The sequence below is a fragment of the Mesorhizobium sp. M8A.F.Ca.ET.165.01.1.1 genome (genome assembly GCF_004792065.1).
Classification (GTDB): domain Bacteria; phylum Pseudomonadota; class Alphaproteobacteria; order Rhizobiales; family Rhizobiaceae; genus Mesorhizobium.
In genome coordinates this window covers 56,656-76,943 of the sequence record NZ_SRTH01000012.1, presented here as the reverse complement: position 1 = coordinate 76,943, position 20,288 = coordinate 56,656, and the positions used below count along the sequence as shown (strand labels likewise).

Here is a 20,288-nt window from a genome sequence, read left to right as displayed (position 1 = left end):
AGGCGGTCGCAATTCGTGCGGTTTGCCGGTCCCGGCTTTTTCCGGTGGGTTCATCTGTTGTGCGGCTAATGATCGGTGACCCCGATCACGTGAGTTCAGCCGGCACCGCCGCCGGCCCACAACAAGGAGTTCAGGGCGTAATGGCAACGATCACCCCGCAGAAGAAGTCCACGGCCGCGCGTCACGGTTTCAAGACCGGCGAGTACATCGTCTATCCGGCGCATGGCGTCGGCCAGATCGTCTCGATCGATGAGCAGGAAGTGGCTGGCCACAAGCTGGAACTGTTCGTCATCGACTTCCAGAAGGACAAGATGCGGCTCAAGGTGCCGGTCGCCAAGGCGACCTCCATCGGCATGCGCAAGCTGTCGGAAGAGGATTATGTCGAGCGCGCGCTGAAGGTCGTGCAGGGTCGCGCCCGCGTCAAGCGCACCATGTGGTCGCGCCGTGCCCAGGAATATGATGCCAAGATCAATTCGGGCGACCTGATCTCGATCTCGGAAGTCGTGCGCGACCTCTACCGCGCCGACAACCAGCCGGAGCAGTCCTATTCCGAACGCCAGCTCTATGAAGCGGCGCTCGACCGCATGGCCCGCGAGATCGCGGCCGTCAACCGCATGTCGGAAACCGAAGCCGTGCGCCTGATCGAGGTCAATCTCAACAAGGGCCCCAAGCGTGGCGCCAAGGCCGACAATGAGGAAGCCGAGCAGGAAGAGGCTGCCTGAGCTTTTCGCTTTCGAGTTAACGAAAAACCCGGCCTCGTGCCGGGTTTTTTGTCTTTAAGATTGCCGGAGATTGCCGCGTCTATGCGCCGGCCTCCTTCTCCGCCGCCTCCTGCTTCAGCGTGGCGATGAACCGCTTTGTCCTTTGGCGCTCCGGATTGCCGAACAGCGTGGCGGATGGCCCCTGCTCGACAATGACGCCGGCATCGAGGAACACCGCTTCCTGGGCGATCTTGGAAGCCAGGCGCAAATCATGCGTCGCTATCACCATGGTCGTTCCCTCGCTGGCGAGCTGACTAAGCACATCGACCACCTCCTGCGCCAATTCCGGGTCGAGTGCCGAAGTCGGTTCGTCGCACAGCAGCACCTTGGGCGACGGCGCCAGCGCCCGGGCGATCGCCACGCGCTGTTGCTGGCCACCCGACAGCGTCGCCGGCCAGGCATCCGCCTTGTGGGCCATGCCGACCTTCTCCAGCAGCGCGAGCGCCCGTTCATGTGCCCTCTGGGGCGACCATTTGAGCACCGTGACCAAACCTTCCATGACATTTTCGATGGCCGTGCGATGCGGAAACAGCTGGAAATTTTGGAACACCATGCCGGTCTGCAGGCGCAGACGCCTTATGTCCGCCGCCGGCACCTTTCCGCCCGGGCGGAACTCGAGCATCTCGTCGCCGATCCGCACCGTGCCCGAGGTCGGGATCTCCAGGAGGTTGATGCAGCGCAGCAGCGTGCTTTTTCCCCCACCCGAAGGACCGACAAGGGCTGTGACGCTGCCCTCGGCGATGGCAACCGTCACCCCTTTCAGCACGAGATTTTCGCCGAAGCGTTTTTCGATGTTGGTGAGGCCGATCATGAGCGTGCCTCCAGGAAGCCGCCATAGCGGTTGAGCCGCTCCTCCAGCCGCGTCTGCAAGGCCGACAGCACCGAACTCATCGCCAGATAGAGGATCGCAGCCTCGACATAGAGGATGAGCGGCTCATAGGTGGTGGCAACGATACGCTGCGCTGCCTGGAACATCTCCGGCACGGTGATGGCGGCGGCCAGCGACGTGTCCTTGACCAGCGAGATGAAAGTGTTGGAGAGCGGCGGCACCGCCACCCGGCCGGCTTGCGGCAGGATGGTGCGCCGCATCGCCTGGCTCCAGGTCATGCCGATCGAGTAGCCGGCCTCCCACTGGCCTTTCGGCACCGAGCCTATCGCCGCGCGGATGATTTCCGACGTGTAGGCGCCGATGTTGAGGGTGAAGCCGATCAGCGCCGCGGTAAAGGCATCGAGCAGGATGCCGACCGAAGGCAGGCCGTAGAAGATCAGGAACAGCTGCACCAGCAGCGGCGTGCCGCGGAAGATCCAGACATAGAAGCGCACGAGCGCCACCAGCGGCTTCGGGCCGAACAGCCGGCCGAGCGCCGCGCCCAACCCCACCGTCAGGCCGAGCACGAAAGACAGCAGCGTCAGCGGCACGGTGAAGATCAACGCTGCCCACAGCAGCGAGGGCAGCGACTCCAGCATCAGTTGCAGCCAGTGCGGCACGAAAAATCCTCCGGAATGAACAAGCGGCGTCATCGAAGCGCGAATGCGTCAGCCATATCACGACAAAAGCGGCGAGCCGTCAAAAACGGCTCGCCGCTGGATGGGCCGCGGGGCGACGACCGGCCCCGCTTTATGAATTACTTCGACACGTCCTGGCCGAAATAGGTGTCGGCGATCTTCTGATAGGTACCGTCGGCCTTGATGTCGGCCAGCGCCTTGTTGATGGCCGCGACCAGCTCCGGATCGCCCTTGCGCACGATGACGCCGGAATAATCGGCATTCTCTTCCTGGGCGGCGATCTTCACATTGGCGTCGGGCTTGTGCTTCTTGAAGTCGAGGAACGACAGGCTGTCATTGATGGTGGCGTCGGCGCGGCCGGTCAAAAGCAGCTGGATCGACTGGTCGAAGCCGTCGGTGCCGACCAGTTCGGCGCCATTCGACTCGGCCAGCTTGCCGAAATTGGAGGTCAGCGACTGCGCCGACTTCTTGCCCTTGAGATCGGCGAAGGTCTTGATGTCGGTGTTGTCGCCGCGCACGATCAGCACCGCCTTGGAGGCGATGTAGGGATCGGAGAAATCGTACTTGGCCTTGCGGGCATCGGTGATGCCGACTTCGTTGATGACGGCGTCGTAGCGCTTGACATCGAGGCCGGCGATCAGGCCGTCCCACTTGCCCTCGAGGAACTGCGCCTTGACGCCAAGCTTGTCGGCGATCGCCTTGGCGATTTCGACGTCGAAGCCGACCAGCGCTCCGGATGCATCATGGTAGGTGAAAGGCGCGTAAGTGCCTTCCGTACCGACCTTGATGACGCCGGCCTGCTTGATCTCGTCGAGATTGGCGCCGGCATGGCCCGATGCGACCGCCAGGGCCTGCAGCGTTCCGGCGATGATGAGTGACTTGAGCCATTTCATTTTTCTGTGATCCGTCCTTGGCCTGATGTCAGGCATGTTGTGAGGGCTGGAAAATGACAGATGCGGGTCGAAAAAATAAGGAATGAAATTTCAAAGAGGGCCAATTCCAGAAATCGAATACTCTAAAAGGAATTTCTCTGCAGCATTCAGAGTTCCGGGCAGCCGTGCCGAAATTGCCCGGATCTCATCGCTCGCCTGCCCGCGCCAGCGGAACCTTTCCCGCGCACGGCAGTTTTGGCTGTTCTAGGGCACGACGCCGTCATTTCAAGCCGGTGCCTGTCATCCGCATCGCCTGAGCCAGGGAGCGCCTTATGATGGAAGACACGGCAGGTCGGATCATGGTCCGCGCGGCAATGAGGGCGCCCTACCTCGAGCGCGATGAGGAGCATCGGCTTGCATTGCTCTGGAAAGAAGACAACGACCAGAACGCATTGCACAGCATCACCGTTGCCCATATGCGGCTGGTCATTTCCATGGCCTCGAAATTCCGTCACTACGGCCTGCCGCTTGGCGACCTGATCCAGGAAGGTCATGTCGGCCTGCTCGAGGCCGCGGCCCGCTTCGAGCCTGAGCGCGAGGTACGGTTTTCGACCTACGCGACGTGGTGGATTCGCGCTTCGATGCAGGATTACATCCTGCGCAACTGGTCGATCGTGCGCGGCGGCACCAGTTCGGCGCAAAAGGCCCTGTTCTTCAATCTCAGGCGCCTGCGTGCGCGCCTCGCGAACGGCGCCGAACCGCTCTCCAACACAACCCTCTACCGCGAGGTGTCGGTTGCGCTTGGTGTCTCCGAGGCTGATGTGGCGCTGATGGATTCACGCCTCTCCGCCCCGGACTCCTCGCTCAACGTGCCGCTTGCCGACGATGCGGGGGCGACCGAGCGGATGGATTTCCTGGTCTCCGACGATCCCCTGCCCGACGAGATTGTCGGCGACAAGATCGACGTCGCGCGCCGCTCGCTTTGGCTGAGGGAGGCGCTTCAAGCTCTCAACGCCCGCGAACTCCGCATCATCGAGGAACGCCGGCTGACCGACGAGGGCGCCACGCTCGAGGCACTCGGCGAGACGCTCGGCATTTCCAAGGAACGCGTCCGCCAGATCGAGGCCCGCGCGATGGAAAAGCTCAAGGTCGCGCTGGTGAAGCAGAATCCCGAATTCATGGCGACCGCCGCCTGATTCGCGCAATGGGCGCTACTTGTCGGTGACGATCTTGACCTTGTCGCCGGCCGAAACCGCGGCCCCCGGCGACAACGCGTTGAGCACGCGGAACAGGTCGAGCTTGCGGTCGACGCCCACCATCTGCGCGGCAAGCGAGCCCATGGTCTGTCCCGGCTGTACCGTAAGCACACGGATATGCAGTGGCTTCAGGGCCGCCTTTTCGGCGGGACTGAGAATGCGGAAGGAGCCGCTGACCGAGCGCGCCACCGTTTCCAGCGAGGTGCTGGCCGAGGGCGCCGCGGTCAGCAATCGGTAAACCTGGCCGCCGGCGCGGATCACCGCGATATCGAACTGCCAGCCTTCGGCGCCGGCATGCGCGGTCGCCGCCTCATTGCCGTTGATGGTTTCCTGCTTGACAGTGCTGTCGTCGAGGCCAGCCACCCAGCCGCTTCTGATATAGTCGGTCAAGGCGCGGTTCTTGTCGATCGAAACGCCATCGAAGCGGATCGCTATGTCGCCAGGACCGGTCGCCGTCACCGCTGCCGCCGAATTGTCGATGATGAAACCGTCCGGCACCGTGAACGACACGCCGAGGCCCGGATGCAGGAAGGTCTCGCCGCGCACATAGCCTTCTTCCGGCGTGTCGCCGTAAAGCAGGCCGTCTATGCCGGCGAGGAAGGAATCGCGGTCGCGCGTGCCGAAGCCGGGCGCGCCGAACTGGCGGGCGTGGCGCTGTGCCAGATCGATGCGCTGCGGCGTGTTGGGGTGCGTCGCAAGGAAGTCGAGGCTGGCGTCCGTGGCGCCGCTGATCGAGCGGAAATCGGTGTAGGCCGACATCGACTGCAGGAATCGGCCGGCGGCATAGGGATCGTAGCCGGCTTCGCCGATCGACTTGATGCCGATGGCGTCCGCCTCCAGTTCCTGGTTGCGCGAGAACTGCGCCAGCCTGAGCTTGCCGCGGATCAGTGCTGCCTTGGCGGTCGGGCTGTCGCCGAGCACATCCGAGACGACCTTGGTCGCCAGGCCCTCCTCGGCCTCCAACTGCTGGCGCTGCAGGCCATGATTGGCGGTGACGTGTCCCATTTCATGCGCGATGACAGCGGCGAGCTCGGACGAATCATTGGCCAGCGCCAGGAGGCCGCGCGTTATGTAGAGATAGCCGCCCGGCAGCGCGAAGGCGTTGACGTTGGGCGAATTGAGGATGGTGATGCGATAGGTCTGCGTCGGGTTGGCCGATACCACGGTCAAATTGCCGACCACCTTGGCGACCATGCGCTCGAGCTTGGGATCGGAATATTCGCCACCATAGGTCGCCAGGATGCGCGGATGCTGCGCCTTGGCGAGTTCGGCAAGCTTGTTGTTGGCGGCGACATTGTCCACCGTGATCGGCTTGTCGGATGGCTGGAAGCCGGATTCCTGGACCTCCGGAGGCGTGAACATCTGGCAGCTCGCCAGCGCCACGGCAAAGCCAGCCAGCGCCAGGAAGCGCGCCAGCGGGTTCATTCGTAGCCTGTCAACGCCGATCGCCAGAATGGCTTCCTTTCAGGTCCTTGCGCATGATCATGCAATGCGCAAAACAAACTGCTACAGCATCTGCTGCCCGCCCCTCGGGGCGGGCAGCAGATGCTGTAGGCAAATCACGGCCAGTGCCGGACCGGTATCGAGCGGACCTAGCCACACTACTCCAGTCATGGCAAGCAAGCGCCACATCGCCTCGGGCCGGTTTGAGCGTAAATTATGTCCGCTTCCGGGCAATATCTCGTGATAAGGCATCCCCGGCACCCGCACCGATATAGCGCCGGAACGCCTCCGGACCAGCCCCGGAAAAGAAATCGTCCGCCGTGCCTGTGGCGGCGATGGCGCCATTGTCCAGAAACACCACCTTCTGGCCGATGCGGCGGGCATCCTGCGGCTGGTGCGTGACGAACAGCACCGTCATGCCACGCTCGGCATGAAGGCCAGCAACCAGGTCGAGCATGTCGTCGCGCAAGGCGGGCCCAAGCGAGGCGAAGGGTTCGTCGAGCAGCAGCACCGGGCGGTCACGCACCAGCACGCGAGCCAGGGCGACGCGCTGGCGCTCACCGCCCGAAAGTTCGCGCGGCAGCCGCTTCTCCTTGCCGGCAAGACCGGTGCGCGCAAGGGCGCCCGCGATATCGGCGTGGTCGGTATCGGTCAGCCGCAACGATGGCGAACGGCCGAGCCCGACATTCTGCTCGACGGAAAGATGCGCGAAAAGATTGTTCTCCTGAAACACCATCGACACCGGACGCACGGCCGGCGGCTCACCACTGACATCGCCCCCGCCGATCAGCACGCGGCCGGATCTCGGCATCTCGAATCCGGCCACCAGATTGAGCAGCGTCGACTTTCCCGAACCGCTTGGCCCCATGATGGCAGTGATTTGCGTCGCGGTGAACTCGACATCGAAAGCGAACAATGCCTCGCCATAACTGAACGAGACCTTGTCCAGCCGCACCGGAACCCCTTTGCCGTCAGCCGCACCGTCAGACATCGCGGGCCATCCCCTTTCCCAGCCGGTCCGCTGCCAGCACCAGTACCAGGCAGACAAGGCCCAGCAACAACGCCAGGCCGGCGGCGTCCTGGGTGCGGTAGCTGCCCATGCGCGCCAGGAGAAGGTAGGGCAAGGTCTGTACGGAATCACTGCCGAACAGGGCGATGACGCCGAGATCGCCAAGCGACAGCGCCATGGCGAAGGCGAAGGCGGTGGCGAGCGGCCGCCGCAGCGACGGCCAGTCGACCAGCTTCAGCCTTGCCCAGCCGGAAATGCCGAGCTGTGCGCAGAGCCGTTCGTGGCGCTCGCTTGCCGCATCATAGGCGGGGCGGATGGCGCGCAGCGCGAAAGGCATCGCCATGACAGCGTTGACGGTGACGACCATGAGCGGGGCGATGGCAAAGACGTCGCCGACGTGGCGCAACAGAAGGAACCAACCGGCGCCGACGACGATCGGCGGCACGACCAGCACAAAGCCGGCGCCGGTATCGGTGGCGTGTTCGAGCAGTGTCATTGGGCCGGAGCGGCGGTTCGATGCCAGCGCCCGCCGCGCCATTGTCAATGCCAACGAGAGCATCACCGAAAGCAGCGCCGAAAGGAAGCCGAGCACGGCGCTGGTGAGTGTCGCCTGCCGGACAGCGGTCTCGCCGGCCAGCCGGTCGAGATCGGCGCTCAATCCGGCGATCACGGTCGCCGCCATCGGTCCCGCGACGACCAGCAGCGTCAATCCGATGAGCAAGGCATTCAGTGTGGCTTCGGTGCCGTTGACGGAGAGATAGCGGCGCGGCGCGACCGGCAGGTTGGTGTCGCCGACGACATTGGCGCCGAGCCGCGTCAGCGCCAGCACCACGATGAAGGTCAAGGCGATCTGCAGCAATGTCAGCGCGACAGCCCTCGCGGGATCGAAATCGAAGCGCAAGGCCTGATAGATGCCGACTTCGAGCGTCGTCGCGGCCGGCCCGCCGCCAAGCGTCAGCACGATGGTGAAGGATGTGATGCAGAGCATGAAGACGAGCCCGGCGACGCCGGGCATGGCGGCGCGCAGTGTTGGCCATTCGATCAACCGGAACGCCGGCCGCGCCGCCATGCCGAGCTGGCTCGCCAGCCGCCACTGGTCGGAGGGGATGGTCTGCAGCGCCTCGAGGAACAGGCGGGTGGCCAGCGGCAGGTTGAAGAAGACATGGGCGACGAGAATGCCGGAGAGGCCGTAGATGCCCGGCCAGCCCTGGCCGCCAACCCAGTTGAACAGGCCGGCGAAATAGCCGGCACGGCCATAAAGCGCCAGAATGCCGAGCGCCGCGACGATCGCCGGCAGCGCCAACGGCACGGCGAAGAGCTGCAGAATGAAGGCGCGGCCGAAAAACCGTGGATGCCGCGACAGCGCCCGCGCCACGAACAGGGCCGGCCCGACGGAGAGCAGCGTTGACAGGGCCGCCTGCCAGAGTGTGAAGCGCACGACGCGCAACAGATAAGGGTCGAAGGCCGCCCAGGCGCCGGAGAGGTCGTGTGCGCCTTCGACAAGCAGCCCGGCAAACGCGCCGCCGATCAAGAGCGCGATCGCCGCCAGCGCTACGCTGCCGGCGGTAATGCGGGGATCAGACGCGGGTTGCACGAAAGGCCTTTAACGTGCGTCGCGTTCCTTCGCGCCCCCCTCTGTCCCGTCGGACATCTCCCCCACGAGGGGGGAGATTAGCAGCTCCGGCGCCCAGCTCATTCCTGCAATGTTGGCGATTGGCGAAATCGCCGATGACAGCCAATCTCCCCCCAAGCGGGGGAGATGTCCGGCAGGACAGAGGGGGGCGCCGTAGAGCATTCATCTTCGGATCATACAGCCAACTACTTGCTCATCACCGCCAGCCATTCATCCACCCAGGCCTTGCGGTTGGCCGCGACCTCGTCCGGGCTGAACAGCAGGGTCTTGGTCGGCTTGACCAGTTTGTCGAAGGCCGGGTTGAGCGGCTTGTCGGTCTTGCCGGCCGGGAACATCCAGTTGGTCTCGGGGATGGCGTCCTGGAATTTCGGTCCGGTCATGAAGGCCATGAATTTTTCCGCCAGCGGGTTCTTGGCTCCGGTCGTGGTGATGCCGGCGACCTCGATCTGCAGATACTCGCCCTCTTCGAAAGACGCCGCCTGGTAACGCTCGGTGTTCTCGGCGACCATATGGTAGGCCGGGGAGGTGGTGTAGGAAAGCACCATCGGCGCCTCGCCCTTGGTGAACAGGCCATAGGCCTCGCTCCAGCCCGGCGTCACGGTCAGCACCTTGGTCTTGAGCTTGGCCCAGGCCTCCGGCGCCTTGTCGCCATAGACCGACTTCACCCAGAGCAGCAGGCCGAGACCGGGCGTCGAGGTGCGCGGGTCCTGGATGACGATCTTGTCGTCGGCGCTGCCCTCGACCAGCTCCTTCAAGCTTTTCGGCGGCGACTTCAGCTTTTGCGTATCGTAGACAACGGCGAAATAGCCATAGTCGAAGGGAACAAAAGTATCGTCGCTCCAGCCGCCCGGCACGTTGACATCGCTCGCCGCGCCATGCGGCGCGAACAGGCCTGAGGCCTTGGCATCGGCGGTGAGATTGGTGTCGAGGCCGAGCACGATGTCGGCCTTGGTCGAAGCGCCTTCCAGCTTGACGCGGTTGAGCAGCGCCACGCCGTCGGCGACCGAGACGAATTCGACATCGCAGCCGCATTCGGCCTCGAATTCCTTCTTCACCACGGGGCCCGGACCCCAGTCGGCGGTGAAGCTCTCATAGGTGTAGACGGTGAGCTTGTCCTTGGCCAAAGCCGGCCCGGACAGGGCCACTGCCGTGGCTGCGATGAGAGAATATAAAAACGTGCGCATCGGCGCCTCCTTCGTTTGCGTTGAAAGGAATTGAGGCGTCGGACTGTCCGAAACGTCTAATCCCTCCGCCGGTACAAACCGGATCAGGTTCAGCGGGTTGGCGAGACTGCCTCTCAGCCGGTCCGCGAAATTCGCGTCCGGCACCCCGTTAGAGCGTTTCGACACATAGGCCCGGCGGGTGGGACACGCAAGTGGGAGTTTGCCGCCTTCCGTTTCCCGTGCCGGGCTGGTAAGGCGACGGGATATGAGCACATTCACCATCCTGCTTGGCGGCGATCTCCTCCGCACGCCCCGGCTCGACCGCCAGGTCGAAGGCTCGCGCGTGATCGCCGCCGACGCCGGCATCGGTCATGCGCGGATACTGGGCCTAGTGCCGGAATTGTGGGTCGGTGATTTCGATTCGGTTCCGGCCGATCTGCCCGCCCATCTCGCCGCCGTGCCCCGGCAAACCTTCCCGGCGGAAAAGGACAAGACCGACGGCGAACTGGCAATCGCGGCCGCACTGGAGCGTGGAGCGACCCGCCTTGTGCTGGCGGGCGCCTTCGGCGGCAAGCGCGCCGATCACGCCTTCCTGCATCTGGCGCTTGGCCTGCGGCTGGCCGAGGCCGGAACGGATGTGCTTTTGACCAGCGGCGCCCAGGAGGGTGTCCCCTTGCTCAACGGCAGGGCCAGCTTCGATTATGCCGACGGCACGCTATTTTCTATTCTCGGCTTTTCCGAACTCTCCGGCCTGACCGTCACCGGCGCCAAATGGCCGCTCGACAAGGTCGAGGTGGCTTTCGGATCGTCGCTGACCATTTCCAACGAGGTCAAGGGCCGCCTCGACATCGCGCTCGGCCACGGCCGCGCGCTGCTGCTCGCCCATCCCTATCCATTGCCCGAAAGCTGACATGGCCCCGCCCCTTCTCAATCTCGACGGGATAAGACTGACTTTTGGCGGCACGCCGCTGCTCGATGGCGCCGCCCTGACAGCGTCGGCCGGCGACAAGATCGCGCTGGTCGGCCGCAACGGGTCCGGCAAGTCGACGCTGCTCAAGATCGCCGCCGGCCTGATCGAACCGCAGGACGGCGAGGTGTTCCGCCAGCCTTCGGCGACTGTCCGCTATCTGCCGCAAATGCCCGACATGGACGGCTTTGCCAATGTGCGGGCCTATATCGAGGCCGGGCTCGGCCCGGCCGACGATCCCTACCGCGCCAGCTATCTGATGGAGCATCTCGGCCTGTCGGGCGAGGAGCGGCCGGCAGACCTGTCCGGCGGCGAGGCCAGGCGCGCCGCCCTTGCCCGCGTCATGGCGCCGGAGCCCGACATCCTGCTCCTTGATGAGCCGACTAATCATCTTGATCTGTCGGTGATCGAATGGCTGGAAGAGGAGCTCGTCCGGACTTCCTCGGCGCTCATCGTGATCTCGCACGACCGCCGGTTCCTCGAGCGTGTGTCGCGTGCCACCGTCTGGCTCGACCGTGGCCAGACCCGCCGGTTGGACAAGGGCTTTGGCCATTTCGAGGAATGGCGCGACCTCGTGCTGGAGGAGGAAGAGCGCGAGCAGCACAAGCTCGGCCGCCAGATCGTGCGCGAGGAGCACTGGCTGCGCTACGGCGTGACGGCACGGCGCAAGCGCAACATGCGACGTCTCGGCGAACTGCAGACCATGCGCCAGCGCTTTCGCGGCCATCGCGGCGCCGAGGGCACCGCGACAATGGTGGCCAGCGACGCGGCCGAATCCGGCAAGCTGGTGATCGAGGCGAAAAACATAGAGAAGAGCTTTGGCGACCTCACCGTCGTCAAGGGGTTCTCGACCCGCATCCAGCGCGGCGACCGCGTCGGCCTCGTCGGACCGAACGGCGCCGGCAAGACGACGCTTCTGAAGATGCTGACCGGCGAATTGGCGCCGGACGCTGGTTCGATACGGCTCGGCACGAATCTGGAGATCGCCACGCTCGACCAGAAGCGCGAGGCGGTCGACCCGCAGGAGACGCTGGCGCAATATCTCACCGACGGGCGCGGCGAGAACCTGGTCATCAATGGCGAGCAGCGCCATGTCGTCTCCTACATGAAGGATTTTCTGTTCAAGCCGGAGCAGGCGCGCACGCCGGTGCGCGAGCTGTCCGGCGGCGAGCGGGCGCGGCTGATCCTGGCGCGCGTGCTGGCGCGCCCGGCGAACCTGCTGGTACTTGATGAGCCGACCAACGATCTCGACATGGAGACGCTGGAACTGCTGCAGGAACTGGTCGCCGGGTTCGCCGGCACCGTCATCCTGGTCAGCCACGATCGCGATTTCCTCGACCGCACCGTCACCAGCGTCATCGCGCCGGACGGTGGTGGCCGCTGGATTGAATATGCCGGCGGCTATTCCGACATGCTGGCGCAGCGCGGCGGCACCCGGCTCGACGACCGCAAGGCGCGCGCCAAGGCCGACGCCGGCGACGCGCCGACCACCAAGGCAGAACCTGCCGTAGCAAAAGGGCCGGCCAAAAAACTGTCGTTCAAGCAGAAGTTCGCGCTGGACTCCTTGCCCAAGAAGATCGAGGCCGTGACAGCGTCGATCTCGCGGCTGGAAAACAACATCTCCGACCCGGCCTATTACGAGCGCGACCCGGCCTCGTTCCAGAAGACCATCGCCGCCCTCGACAAGGAGCGCGCCACCTTGGCCGCATTGGAAGAGGAATGGCTGGAACTGGAGATGCTGCGGGAAGAGATGGAAGGGTAGGTTCCGCCCGCGATCGGGGCAGCTTGATTTTATTGCCTTCCATATCGGAATGCGCATATATTATGCGCATGTCGCGGAGGCCCACCATGCGTAAGATTGCCTTGAATGCGGTCCGTCAGCCAGCAAATCTGTCGATCGACTCAAATCTCATGCGGGAAGCCAAAGGGCTTGATGTGAATGTCTCGCGCGCCGCGGAGGCCGGCATCGCGGAAGCGGTGGCGGCCGAAAAAACGCGGCTATGGAAGCTAGAGAACCGCGCCACGATGGAGACGTGGAACGACTACATCGAGAAACATGGCGTCCCGTTGGAAGAGTACCGGCAGTTCTGATGCCCCGCTATGATGTCTTCGCCGGTCGCGTCGAAGGCAACTATTTGCTCGACGTTCAATCCGATCTGCTCGACAATTTCAGGACGCGGGTAGTCGTCCCCCTTCTGCCGTTCGCAACGGTGCCGCCGCCGATGCGAAAGCTTCATCCGATCTTCGACATCAACGGCCGGAAGCTGGTTATGGCGACACACCTGATTGCTACCGTTCCGGCAAGCGAATTGGGTGAAAGTCGGCTGAACTTGACGAAACATCACGACGAGATCGTCGCCGCGCTCGACATGCTGTTCCAGGGTTTCTGATCGAAGGCCGCCGTTACGCCGTCTGCTCAGCCCGCCGTTTTCGCTTGCCAGGCCTTGATCGCCTCGTCGAACACCTTCTCGCCGGGAATGCCCTTTTCCATGGTCAGCAATGCCCGCCGTCCGGTCTTGTAGACGACCGGTACGTCGATCCAGTCCTGGCCGCGCAGCAAGGTCATGTTGGCGTCTTCATCGGCCTTGGTGTCGTTGAGCGCGACCAGGAAGAAGCCGTCGGCGATCTTGGCCGGGATGCCGATCAGCGGGCTGCCGGCATCCTGTTCCGAGCTCTTCATGGCGACGCGCAATATGTTGTCGACGCCGCCGCCCTCGAAGCCGTCGGGCGTCAGGAAGATCATCTCGATGATATGGCTCGCCGGCAGGGTCTGGTCGGTGTTGCGGCGGATGGTCATGCGCAACTGGATGTCCTTGCCGGGAATGGTCGCCTCGGCACGGATCGCAGGCTCTGGCGGCAGGTCGCCGCCGGGCGATTCCTGCACCAGCGACCAGACGATGCTGCCGGGCTCGGCCGAACCCTGCGCGGTGCTGGTGCGCTCCTCGTAGAAGATCGCCTTCTGGCCGACCGGAACCGAGCTTTGCGCCGCAGCCGCGGCCGGAGCCGCCGGAGCGGCGCCCGCCGGCGCGGGCGGCGGCGTGGCGGCGGCACCGGCCGGCGCCGCGGGCGCGGTTCCGTTGGCGGGTGGTGTCGTGGGCGGGGTGCCCGCCGCAGGCGTGGTGGCGGCAGGCGCGCCTGCCGCGGGCGTGGCGGCAGCGGGCGTATTGGCAGCCGGTGCGGGAACCGCCGGCGCGGCCGTGGCCGGCGCATTCGTCGCCGTTGGCGGCGTCGTCAGCGCGGCGACGGATTCACCCTCGCCTATGCCGCTTTGTCCACCGCCCGGGCCGGGATCGGTTTCGCCGCCTTCAGGCGTCAGCCGCTGCGTGAATTTCGTGCCTTCGGCACCGGTCGCGGGCGCCGGTGGCGTGGCCGCGGCATCGGTCGCCGGCTTGGCCGGCGCCGTTTTCACCGGTTCGGTCTTGGCAACAACCTTGCTGCCGCCCAGGCCCAGCATCTTGCCGAAGGCATCCTTGTTCAGCCAGATGCCGTAACCGCCGCCGGCAACGACCAGCAACGCGACGACGGCGGCGATCAGTCCGCCATAGCCGCGCCTGCGTTCAGCTGGGCGCAAACGCTCGAAAGTGTCGGCGCCCGCCGGCGCTTCGTCATTGGCAAAGACATCGTCCTGGTCGTCGTCCCGATCCGCGTCCATTCCCGGCAAGGTCTTCTCCGAAAAGTCCGGAGCGGGCTGGACCGGCGTCGACCTTTGCCAGGCTGGCTCGACCTTGACCGCTGGAGCAGGCCGGTTGGGTTCGGGGTTCGCCACGGGCTGCGCCGGCTTGTACGGCTCCGGGCTGGCCGCGACAGGCGCCTGCCGATACGGGGACGGAGCGGGAATCGATTCGGCCTTGGCCGGCTGCTTGACGTGGCTCGACTGGTTCTTGTTGCGGTCGATGGAGGAAAAGATGTGCTCCAGTTCCGCGAGCGGGTCCGTCTCCGGCACACTCTTGACGTAGTCCCGCTCGACGCCGGCAATGGCGTCGTCCAGCGAGCGTTTCTGCTTGTCTATGGCCTCGGGAGCCAGCGGCGGCGAATATTCCGCAAGCTTCTTCGCCAGCATGGCGCGAACGCTGTTATAGATGCGCGCACGCTTCTCGGGCGTCTCGTCGCCGTGCTTCTCGAACGCGTTTTTCAGAACAGCAACGAAATCTGCCATGCTTCAGTCGACCTGTAGTTTGCCTCCGCGCCGGCCCCCGCAAATCAGCCGCGATGCCCGGAAAGGCTTCAGAAACTAGTCTTGAAACGGATCGGTCACAAGTATCGTGTCGTCCCGTTCCGGGCTGGTGGAGAGGAGTGCGACCGGCGCGCCGATCAACTCCTCTATGTACCGGACATATTTGACCGCCTGGGCCGGTAGATCGTTCCAGCTGCGCGCGCCGGCGGTGGTGCCTTTCCAGCCTTCCAGCGTTTCGTAGATGGGTTCCACGCGGGCCTGCGCGCCCTGGCTTGCCGGCAGATAGTCGATCGTCTCGCCGTCGAGCCTGTAGCCGGTACAGACCTTGATCTCGTCCAGCCCGTCGAGCACGTCGAGCTTGGTCAGCGCGATGCCCTTGATGCCGTTGACGGCAACCGCCTGGCGCACCAGCACCGCGTCGAACCAGCCGCAGCGGCGCTTGCGCCCGGTGACGACACCGAATTCATGGCCGCGCGTGCCGAGGAACTCGCCGATCTCGTTCTTCTGCTCGGTCGGGAACGGACCTTCGCCGACCCGCGTGGTGTAGGCCTTGGTGATGCCGAGCACGTAGCCGATGGCGCCCGGACCGACGCCGGAGCCGGCGGCCGCCTGTCCGGCGACCGTGTTGGACGAGGTGACGAACGGATAGGTGCCGTGGTCGATGTCGAGCAGCGTGCCTTGCGCGCCCTCGAACAGGATGCGCTCGCCGGCGCGGCGCTTGTCGTCGAGCACCTTCCAGACGCGGTCCATGTAGGGGAGGATGTCGTTCGCGACCGAGGTCAATTCCTGCATGATCGCGTCATGCGTGACTTCGCCATGGCCGAGCCCGCGACGCAGCGCATTGTGGTGCGTCAGCAGCCTGTCGACCTTCAGAGGCAAAGTTTCCAAATCCGCCAGATCCATCACCCGAACCGCGCGGCGGCCCACCTTGTCCTCGTAGGCGGGGCCGATCCCGCGCCGGGTCGTGCCAATCTTCGTTCCGGAATTCGAAGCGGCATCCTCGCGGAATCCGTCCAGCTCCCGGTGTACGGACAGGATAAGCGCCGTGTTTTCGGCTATTTTCAGGCGATCCGGCGTCACGTCCACGCCTTGGCCCTTCAGTTTCTCCACTTCGGCGACGAAAGCATGCGGATCGAAGACCACGCCATTGCCGATGATGGACAGCTTGCCTTCCCGCACGACGCCGGAAGGCAGCAGCGACAGCTTGTAGACCTTGCCGTCGACGACCAGCGTGTGGCCGGCATTGTGGCCGCCCTGGAAACGCACGACGACATCGGCGCGCTCCGACAGCCAGTCGACGATCTTGCCCTTGCCTTCGTCGCCCCACTGCGAGCCGACGACCACCACATTGGCCATGTTTCTTTTCCCTTGAGACGCCGCCGCGCGGCTTGGATATGGTTCGAAACGACAGGCCTCTATAGCGTCAAGACCTCGCGAGTGCGACCTTTCTTTGCCGCCGAAAATGCCCTGAGGCACAACAATTTTCGGCTTTGACATCATTTACTTGGACTGACGGGGGCAATAGGCCGGCAAACACCGCAACTCATCCTGCGGCCGGAAGCCCGCGATGCATCGAAGCGCCTACATGTTCCTGCTGCTCACCACCTTGCTGTGGGGCGGCAATTCGGTGGCCGGCAAGCTGGCGGTCGACCACGTCTCGCCGATGACGCTGGTCTTCCTGCGCTGGATGCTGGCCGTGGCAATCCTACTGCCGATCGGCTGGCGCACGATCCAGGAGGATTGGCCTGTCGTGCGCAGGCACTGGATCGTGCTGGCGGCGCTGGGCGCCAGCGGCTTCACCCTGTTCAACACCATTTTCTACACCGCGCTCAATTACACCACGGCAATCAATGTCTCTATCGAGCAGGCGGCGATGCCGATCCTGATCATGACAGCCAATTTCGTTTTCTTCCGCCTGCGCGTGAACTGGGCGCAGATCGCCGGCGTGGTGCTGACCATCTTCGGCGTCATCCTGACGGCCTGCCATGGCGATCCACGCCGGCTGCTGACGCTGGAACTCAATTTCGGCGACGCCATCATGCTGGTCGCGGTCGTTCTCTACAGCGGCTATTCGGTCGGGTTGCGGCTGAAGCCGGCGATGCGCTGGCAAAGCCTGATGCTGGCCATGTCGTTCGCGGCACTCATCACCTCGTTGCCCTTTTTCCTGTGGGAGGCCGCCGCCGGCAAGGTGATCGTGCCCGATGCGCGCGGCTGGGCTGTCATCGTCTATACGGCGATCGGCGCTTCGGTGATCTCGCAGATTACCTATATCAGGGGCAACGAGCTGATCGGCGCCAACCGCGCCGGCCTGTTCATCAATCTGGTGCCGATCTTCGGCACGCTGCTTTCGGTGCTGATCGTCGGCGAGACTTTCCAGCTCTATCAGGCGCTGGCGCTGGTCCTCGTTCTGGGCGGCATCTGGCTCGCCGAATACAGCGGACGAAAGACGATGCTGAACCGCCGATAGAGCCGCCGTCAGTCAATCGTTCGGCTTTCGCAACGATATCGAAATCCAGCCCGGAATGCAGGCTACGGCACCAATTCCTTGCGCACCGCCGCGATATCGTCGGACGAGACCGCCGGCGCGGAATTGCCCCAGCTGCCGCGCACATAGGTCAGCACGTCGGCGATTTCCTGGTCCTTCAGCCGCCATGCCAGCGAGGGCATCGAAGGCGTGGTCGGAGCACCAGTCGTGTGCACCGCCTGGCTTCCGGCAAGAACGACGCGCGCAAGCGTCTCGGGATTGCCCTGCGCGACGATGGAATTGCCGATGAGGGTGGGGAACAACGCGCCGGCCCCGGCGCCGTCGCCGCCATGGCAGGCCGAACAATTGTCACGGTAGATCGCCTCGCCCGCCACCATCCGCGCTTCGTCGGGCTTGGGCGCCTGCGCACTGCCGGTGTCCGACCCCAGGTTCTTGAGATAGACGGCCACGGCCTTTAGGTCGGGATCCGTCATTTTGGAGGTCGAGTTCTCGATCGCCTCGGCCATCGGACCGGACGCGATCGAATGCGCGTTGACGCCGGTCTTGAGGTAAGCGACCACATCCTCTTGCGACCATTTGCCAAGGCCGGATTGAGCATTGTTGGTGATGTCGGGGGCGAACCAGCCCTGCAGCGACGCCCCTTGCAGGAAGCTGGAGTCCTGATCGGCGCCCAGGAAGGATTTGGGCGTATGGCAGGTCCCGCAGTGCCCGGCCCCCTGGACGATATAGGCGCCGCGATTCCACTCCGCCGACTTGGAGGGATCGGCCTGGAAGCTCGCCTCGCTGAAGTTCAGGAGATTCCAGCCCCACATCGCCAGCCGGATGTTCAACGGGAACGGCAACTGGTTCGCCTCGACCTTGTTCGCGACCGGCTCGACCGTGGTCATGTAGGCCCACAGGTCGGAGATGTCCTGCTCGGTCATCCTGGTATAGGCGGGATACGGCATGGCGGGATAGAGCCGCACGCCATCGTGGCCGACGCCCGTCTTCATCATGTTGCGGAAATCGATCTCCGACCAATTGCCGATGCCCGTCTCGTGGTCGGGCGTGATGTTGGGCGGCACCAGTGCGCCGAAGGGCGTTTCGAGCGGCAGGCCGCCGGCCAGCGGCTTGCCCCCCGGCCTCGTATGACAGCCCGCGCAATCGCCGAGCACCGCCTGGTATTGGCCGCGGATGATCTGGTCGGCCTGATCGGCGGCAGGTGCAGGCGTGATCGCCAGCAGGGCCGCGCCGGCGCCGGCAGCGAGCGTCCTCATGCCTGCACCAACGGGGCGCCGGGATTGCGAAGATAATGATTGCGGATGCCGTCAGCGGCGCGGTAGGCGAGCGCGCCGACCGTTCCGGTCGGATTCTTGCCGGCATTCTGCGGAAAGGCCGACGCGCCGATGACGAAGACGTTGGTCACATCCCAGCTTTGCAGGAAGGTGTTGACCGCGCTCTTCTTCGGGTCGGTTCCCATGATGGCGCCGCCAGTATTGTGGGTGCTTTGATATGGGACGCTGTCCCAGCCCTTTTTGCGACGGCCTACATTGTATTGCTTGCCGCCAAGCGTCTTGGCAATTTCCTCCATCCGGTCGCAGAGGTAATTCGACATCCTGATATCGTTGTCCGGAAAATCGAAGGTCATGCGCATAAGCGGCCGGCCGAAGCGATCCTTGTAGGTCGGGTCGAGGTCGAGATAGTTGGTGCGTGTCGCGTAGCTGCTGCCCTGCGAGGAGAAGCCGAGCGTGCTTTTGTAGCCCGCGACGGTCGCCTTCTTCCAGGCGCTGCCCCACTTCGGCGTGCCCGGCAGCGTCGGCCGGGTCCCAATGGGACGTCCATTGGTGGGGATGCAGTTTATGCCCGCGCCGCCGACGAAATCGAGCCCGCCGTGGTCGAAGGCGTCGCCATTATAGTCGTCGATCGTCTGACCGAGCGCGCCCGCGGCAATGAACGGATTGAAGTTCTTGTCATCGAAGAACACCTGCACGCCGGCGTTGGTCTGGTAGCAGTAGTTGCGGCCGACCGTGCCCTCGCCGGTAGCGGGATCATAGATCCTGCCGATGCCCGACAGCATCATCAGCCGGGCATTGTGCAGGCCGTAGGCGCACAGAAGCACGAGATCGGCCGGCTGGAAGAATTCCTGTCCCGACGTATCGACATAGGTTACGCCGCGCGCCGACTTGCCGCCGGCGGCAAGATCGACATGCAGCACCTCGCTGTCGGTCCGGACCTCGAAATTGGCCTTCTTCATCAGGACGGGAAGGATGGTGGTCTGGGCGCTGGATTTGGAATAGTTGGCGCAGCCGAACCGCTCGCAGAATCCGCAATAGGTGCACTGCCCATGGTGATGCCGAGCGGATTGACATAGGTCCGCGACATGTTGGCGGACGGTGTCGGGAACGGGTGCAATCCCATGGACCGGCCGGCATTGGCGAACAGGGTCGGCGCGTAGGTCATCTCCATCGGCGGGTTCGGATAGTCCCGCGACCTCGGATCCTCGAACGGATTGCCGCCTTCCTGTAGCTGCCCCTTGATGTTGCCGGCTTTGCCCGAGATGCCCGCCAGATATTCGAACTGGTCGTAATAAGGCTCCATCTCGGCGCCGGTCACGCCCCAGTCCTCGACCTGGAGATCGGCGATCCGTGCCGCGCCATACCTCTTGGTCAGGTTGGTCTTGATCTGAAAATCCGAATCCCAGAACCGCCAGGTGTGGCCGTTCCAGTGCACCCCGGCGCCACCGACACCGTTGCCTGGCAGGAACGAGCCGAAATCGCGCATCGGCAGCGCCGTCTGCGACGGGTCGTTGCGCATGGTCAGCGTTTCCACGGCAGGCTGCAGGAACAGGTCGCGCCGCACGCTGTAGCGCAACTCGTCCTGTGCGTAGCCGATGTTGAAATCGGTTGCCGTATCGCGCCAGGGACCACGCTCGATGGCCAGAACGTCCAGGCCCTGATCGGTGAGTTCATGCGCAAGGATGGACCCTGTCCAGCCGAGGCCGACGATCACGACATCCTTGCGAGGCAGTATCGTCGTCATG

Annotated in this window: 17 protein-coding genes, 1 pseudogene and 1 riboswitch; of the genes and pseudogenes, 7 read left to right on the top strand and 11 right to left on the bottom strand. The window is 64.3% G+C overall.

Annotated features, from left to right (window positions below; all coding sequences use genetic code 11):
* Window positions 1–140 precede the first annotated feature (140 nt).
* Window positions 141–722 (top strand): CarD family transcriptional regulator, encoded by a 582-nt coding sequence (locus tag EN808_RS25960; RefSeq protein WP_006327799.1) that lies wholly within the window; start codon window positions 141–143, stop codon window positions 720–722.
* A gap of 79 nt (window positions 723–801) precedes the next feature.
* Here EN808_RS25960 and EN808_RS25955 read toward each other — a convergent pair whose 3' ends face one another.
* The 3 genes from EN808_RS25955 to EN808_RS25945 all read right to left on the bottom strand — a co-directional run bounded on the left by EN808_RS25955 (window position 802) and on the right by EN808_RS25945 (window position 3,160).
* Window positions 802–1,572, bottom strand: a complete 771-nt coding sequence (locus tag EN808_RS25955) for an amino acid ABC transporter ATP-binding protein (RefSeq protein WP_135917147.1) — start codon at window positions 1,570–1,572, stop codon at window positions 802–804.
* A complete protein-coding gene (locus EN808_RS25950; RefSeq protein WP_127279397.1) occupies window positions 1,569–2,249 on the bottom strand; it encodes an amino acid ABC transporter permease in 681 nt (226 codons plus the stop codon). Before EN808_RS25950 ends, EN808_RS25955 begins: the two co-directional genes overlap by 4 nt.
* Before the next feature lie 137 nt (window positions 2,250–2,386).
* Window positions 2,387–3,160: an amino acid ABC transporter substrate-binding protein gene (locus EN808_RS25945; protein WP_135863173.1), complete on the bottom strand. Its 774-nt coding sequence runs from the start codon at window positions 3,158–3,160 to the stop codon at window positions 2,387–2,389.
* Between the two features lie 311 nt (window positions 3,161–3,471).
* Between EN808_RS25945 and EN808_RS25940 the strand changes: the two genes are divergently transcribed.
* Entirely contained in the window at window positions 3,472–4,335 is an 864-nt protein-coding gene (locus EN808_RS25940; protein ID WP_135863176.1) for an RNA polymerase factor sigma-32, read from the top strand.
* A 15-nt stretch (window positions 4,336–4,350) separates the two neighbouring features.
* Here EN808_RS25940 and EN808_RS25935 read toward each other — a convergent pair whose 3' ends face one another.
* The 4 genes from EN808_RS25935 to thiB form a co-directional block, all read right to left on the bottom strand.
* Window positions 4,351–5,820 carry a M48 family metalloprotease gene (locus tag EN808_RS25935; protein WP_023784820.1) on the bottom strand — a complete coding sequence of 490 codons (1,470 nt, stop codon included), beginning with the start codon at window positions 5,818–5,820 and terminating at the stop codon, window positions 4,351–4,353.
* Between the two features lie 232 nt (window positions 5,821–6,052).
* Window positions 6,053–6,829 (bottom strand): thiamine ABC transporter ATP-binding protein, encoded by a 777-nt coding sequence (gene thiQ / locus EN808_RS25930; protein WP_135917146.1) that lies wholly within the window; start codon window positions 6,827–6,829, stop codon window positions 6,053–6,055.
* A complete protein-coding gene (gene thiP / locus EN808_RS25925; protein ID WP_135917145.1) occupies window positions 6,822–8,441 on the bottom strand; it encodes a thiamine/thiamine pyrophosphate ABC transporter permease in 1,620 nt (539 codons plus the stop codon). The genes thiQ and thiP overlap by 8 nt, the downstream gene beginning before the upstream one ends.
* A 224-nt stretch (window positions 8,442–8,665) precedes the next feature.
* Window positions 8,666–9,664 (bottom strand): thiamine ABC transporter substrate binding subunit, encoded by a 999-nt coding sequence (thiB, locus tag EN808_RS25915; RefSeq protein WP_135917144.1) that lies wholly within the window; start codon window positions 9,662–9,664, stop codon window positions 8,666–8,668.
* Between the two features lie 43 nt (window positions 9,665–9,707).
* Window positions 9,708–9,822: riboswitch (TPP riboswitch) on the bottom strand.
* 86 nt (window positions 9,823–9,908) lie between these two features.
* Here thiB and EN808_RS25910 point away from each other — a divergent pair.
* From EN808_RS25910 to EN808_RS25895, 4 genes are all read left to right on the top strand, one after another.
* On the top strand, window positions 9,909–10,553 hold the full coding sequence (locus tag EN808_RS25910; protein WP_135917143.1) for a thiamine diphosphokinase: 645 nt from the start codon (window positions 9,909–9,911) through the stop codon (window positions 10,551–10,553).
* A gap of 1 nt (window position 10,554) precedes the next feature.
* A complete protein-coding gene (locus tag EN808_RS25905; protein ID WP_135917142.1) occupies window positions 10,555–12,372 on the top strand; it encodes an ABC-F family ATP-binding cassette domain-containing protein in 1,818 nt (605 codons plus the stop codon).
* 86 nt (window positions 12,373–12,458) lie between these two features.
* Window positions 12,459–12,701 carry a type II toxin-antitoxin system CcdA family antitoxin gene (locus EN808_RS25900; protein WP_135917141.1) on the top strand — a complete coding sequence of 81 codons (243 nt, stop codon included), beginning with the start codon at window positions 12,459–12,461 and terminating at the stop codon, window positions 12,699–12,701.
* Window positions 12,701–13,000 (top strand): CcdB family protein, encoded by a 300-nt coding sequence (locus tag EN808_RS25895; RefSeq protein WP_127279501.1) that lies wholly within the window; start codon window positions 12,701–12,703, stop codon window positions 12,998–13,000. The genes EN808_RS25900 and EN808_RS25895 overlap by 1 nt, the downstream gene beginning before the upstream one ends.
* Window positions 13,001–13,026: 26 nt before the next feature.
* Here the strand turns inward: EN808_RS25895 and EN808_RS25890 are convergent, their stop codons facing one another.
* On the bottom strand, window positions 13,027–14,766 hold the full coding sequence (locus EN808_RS25890; protein WP_127872118.1) for a hypothetical protein: 1,740 nt from the start codon (window positions 14,764–14,766) through the stop codon (window positions 13,027–13,029).
* A 75-nt stretch (window positions 14,767–14,841) separates the two neighbouring features.
* On the bottom strand, window positions 14,842–16,140 hold the full coding sequence (locus tag EN808_RS25885; RefSeq protein WP_127279499.1) for an adenylosuccinate synthase: 1,299 nt from the start codon (window positions 16,138–16,140) through the stop codon (window positions 14,842–14,844).
* 211 nt (window positions 16,141–16,351) lie between these two features.
* Here EN808_RS25885 and EN808_RS25880 point away from each other — a divergent pair, with 211 nt between their 5' ends.
* Entirely contained in the window at window positions 16,352–17,251 is a 900-nt protein-coding gene (locus EN808_RS25880; protein ID WP_135917140.1) for a DMT family transporter, read from the top strand.
* A 62-nt stretch (window positions 17,252–17,313) separates the two neighbouring features.
* On the opposite strand, the gene EN808_RS25875 is transcribed toward EN808_RS25880, so the two are convergent.
* Both EN808_RS25875 and EN808_RS25870 read right to left on the bottom strand, forming a co-directional pair.
* Window positions 17,314–18,525, bottom strand: coding sequence for a cytochrome c (locus tag EN808_RS25875; RefSeq protein ID WP_135917139.1), 1,212 nt, complete (start codon window positions 18,523–18,525; stop codon window positions 17,314–17,316).
* Window positions 18,522–20,287: pseudogene (locus tag EN808_RS25870) on the bottom strand (GMC family oxidoreductase). Before EN808_RS25870 ends, EN808_RS25875 begins: the two are co-directional and overlap by 4 nt.
* Window position 20,288 lies beyond the last annotated feature (1 nt).

Coding starts and splice junctions, on each gene's coding strand:
- EN808_RS25945 (WP_135863173.1), bottom strand. CDS start 3,160: ATGAAATGGCTCAAGTCACTCATCATCGCCGGAACGCTGCAGGCCCTG.
- EN808_RS25955 (WP_135917147.1), bottom strand. CDS start 1,572: ATGATCGGCCTCACCAACATCGAAAAACGCTTCGGCGAAAATCTCGTG.
- EN808_RS25935 (WP_023784820.1), bottom strand. CDS start 5,820: ATGAACCCGCTGGCGCGCTTCCTGGCGCTGGCTGGCTTTGCCGTGGCG.
- thiB (WP_135917144.1), bottom strand. CDS start 9,664: ATGCGCACGTTTTTATATTCTCTCATCGCAGCCACGGCAGTGGCCCTG.
- EN808_RS25890 (WP_127872118.1), bottom strand. CDS start 14,766: ATGGCAGATTTCGTTGCTGTTCTGAAAAACGCGTTCGAGAAGCACGGC.
- EN808_RS25880 (WP_135917140.1), top strand. CDS start 16,352: ATGCATCGAAGCGCCTACATGTTCCTGCTGCTCACCACCTTGCTGTGG.
- EN808_RS25900 (WP_135917141.1), top strand. CDS start 12,459: ATGCGTAAGATTGCCTTGAATGCGGTCCGTCAGCCAGCAAATCTGTCG.
- EN808_RS25885 (WP_127279499.1), bottom strand. CDS start 16,140: ATGGCCAATGTGGTGGTCGTCGGCTCGCAGTGGGGCGACGAAGGCAAG.
- thiQ (WP_135917146.1), bottom strand. CDS start 6,829: ATGTCTGACGGTGCGGCTGACGGCAAAGGGGTTCCGGTGCGGCTGGAC.
- EN808_RS25960 (WP_006327799.1), top strand. CDS start 141: ATGGCAACGATCACCCCGCAGAAGAAGTCCACGGCCGCGCGTCACGGT.
- EN808_RS25940 (WP_135863176.1), top strand. CDS start 3,472: ATGATGGAAGACACGGCAGGTCGGATCATGGTCCGCGCGGCAATGAGG.
- EN808_RS25905 (WP_135917142.1), top strand. CDS start 10,555: ATGGCCCCGCCCCTTCTCAATCTCGACGGGATAAGACTGACTTTTGGC.
- EN808_RS25895 (WP_127279501.1), top strand. CDS start 12,701: ATGCCCCGCTATGATGTCTTCGCCGGTCGCGTCGAAGGCAACTATTTG.
- EN808_RS25910 (WP_135917143.1), top strand. CDS start 9,909: ATGAGCACATTCACCATCCTGCTTGGCGGCGATCTCCTCCGCACGCCC.
- EN808_RS25875 (WP_135917139.1), bottom strand. CDS start 18,525: ATGAGGACGCTCGCTGCCGGCGCCGGCGCGGCCCTGCTGGCGATCACG.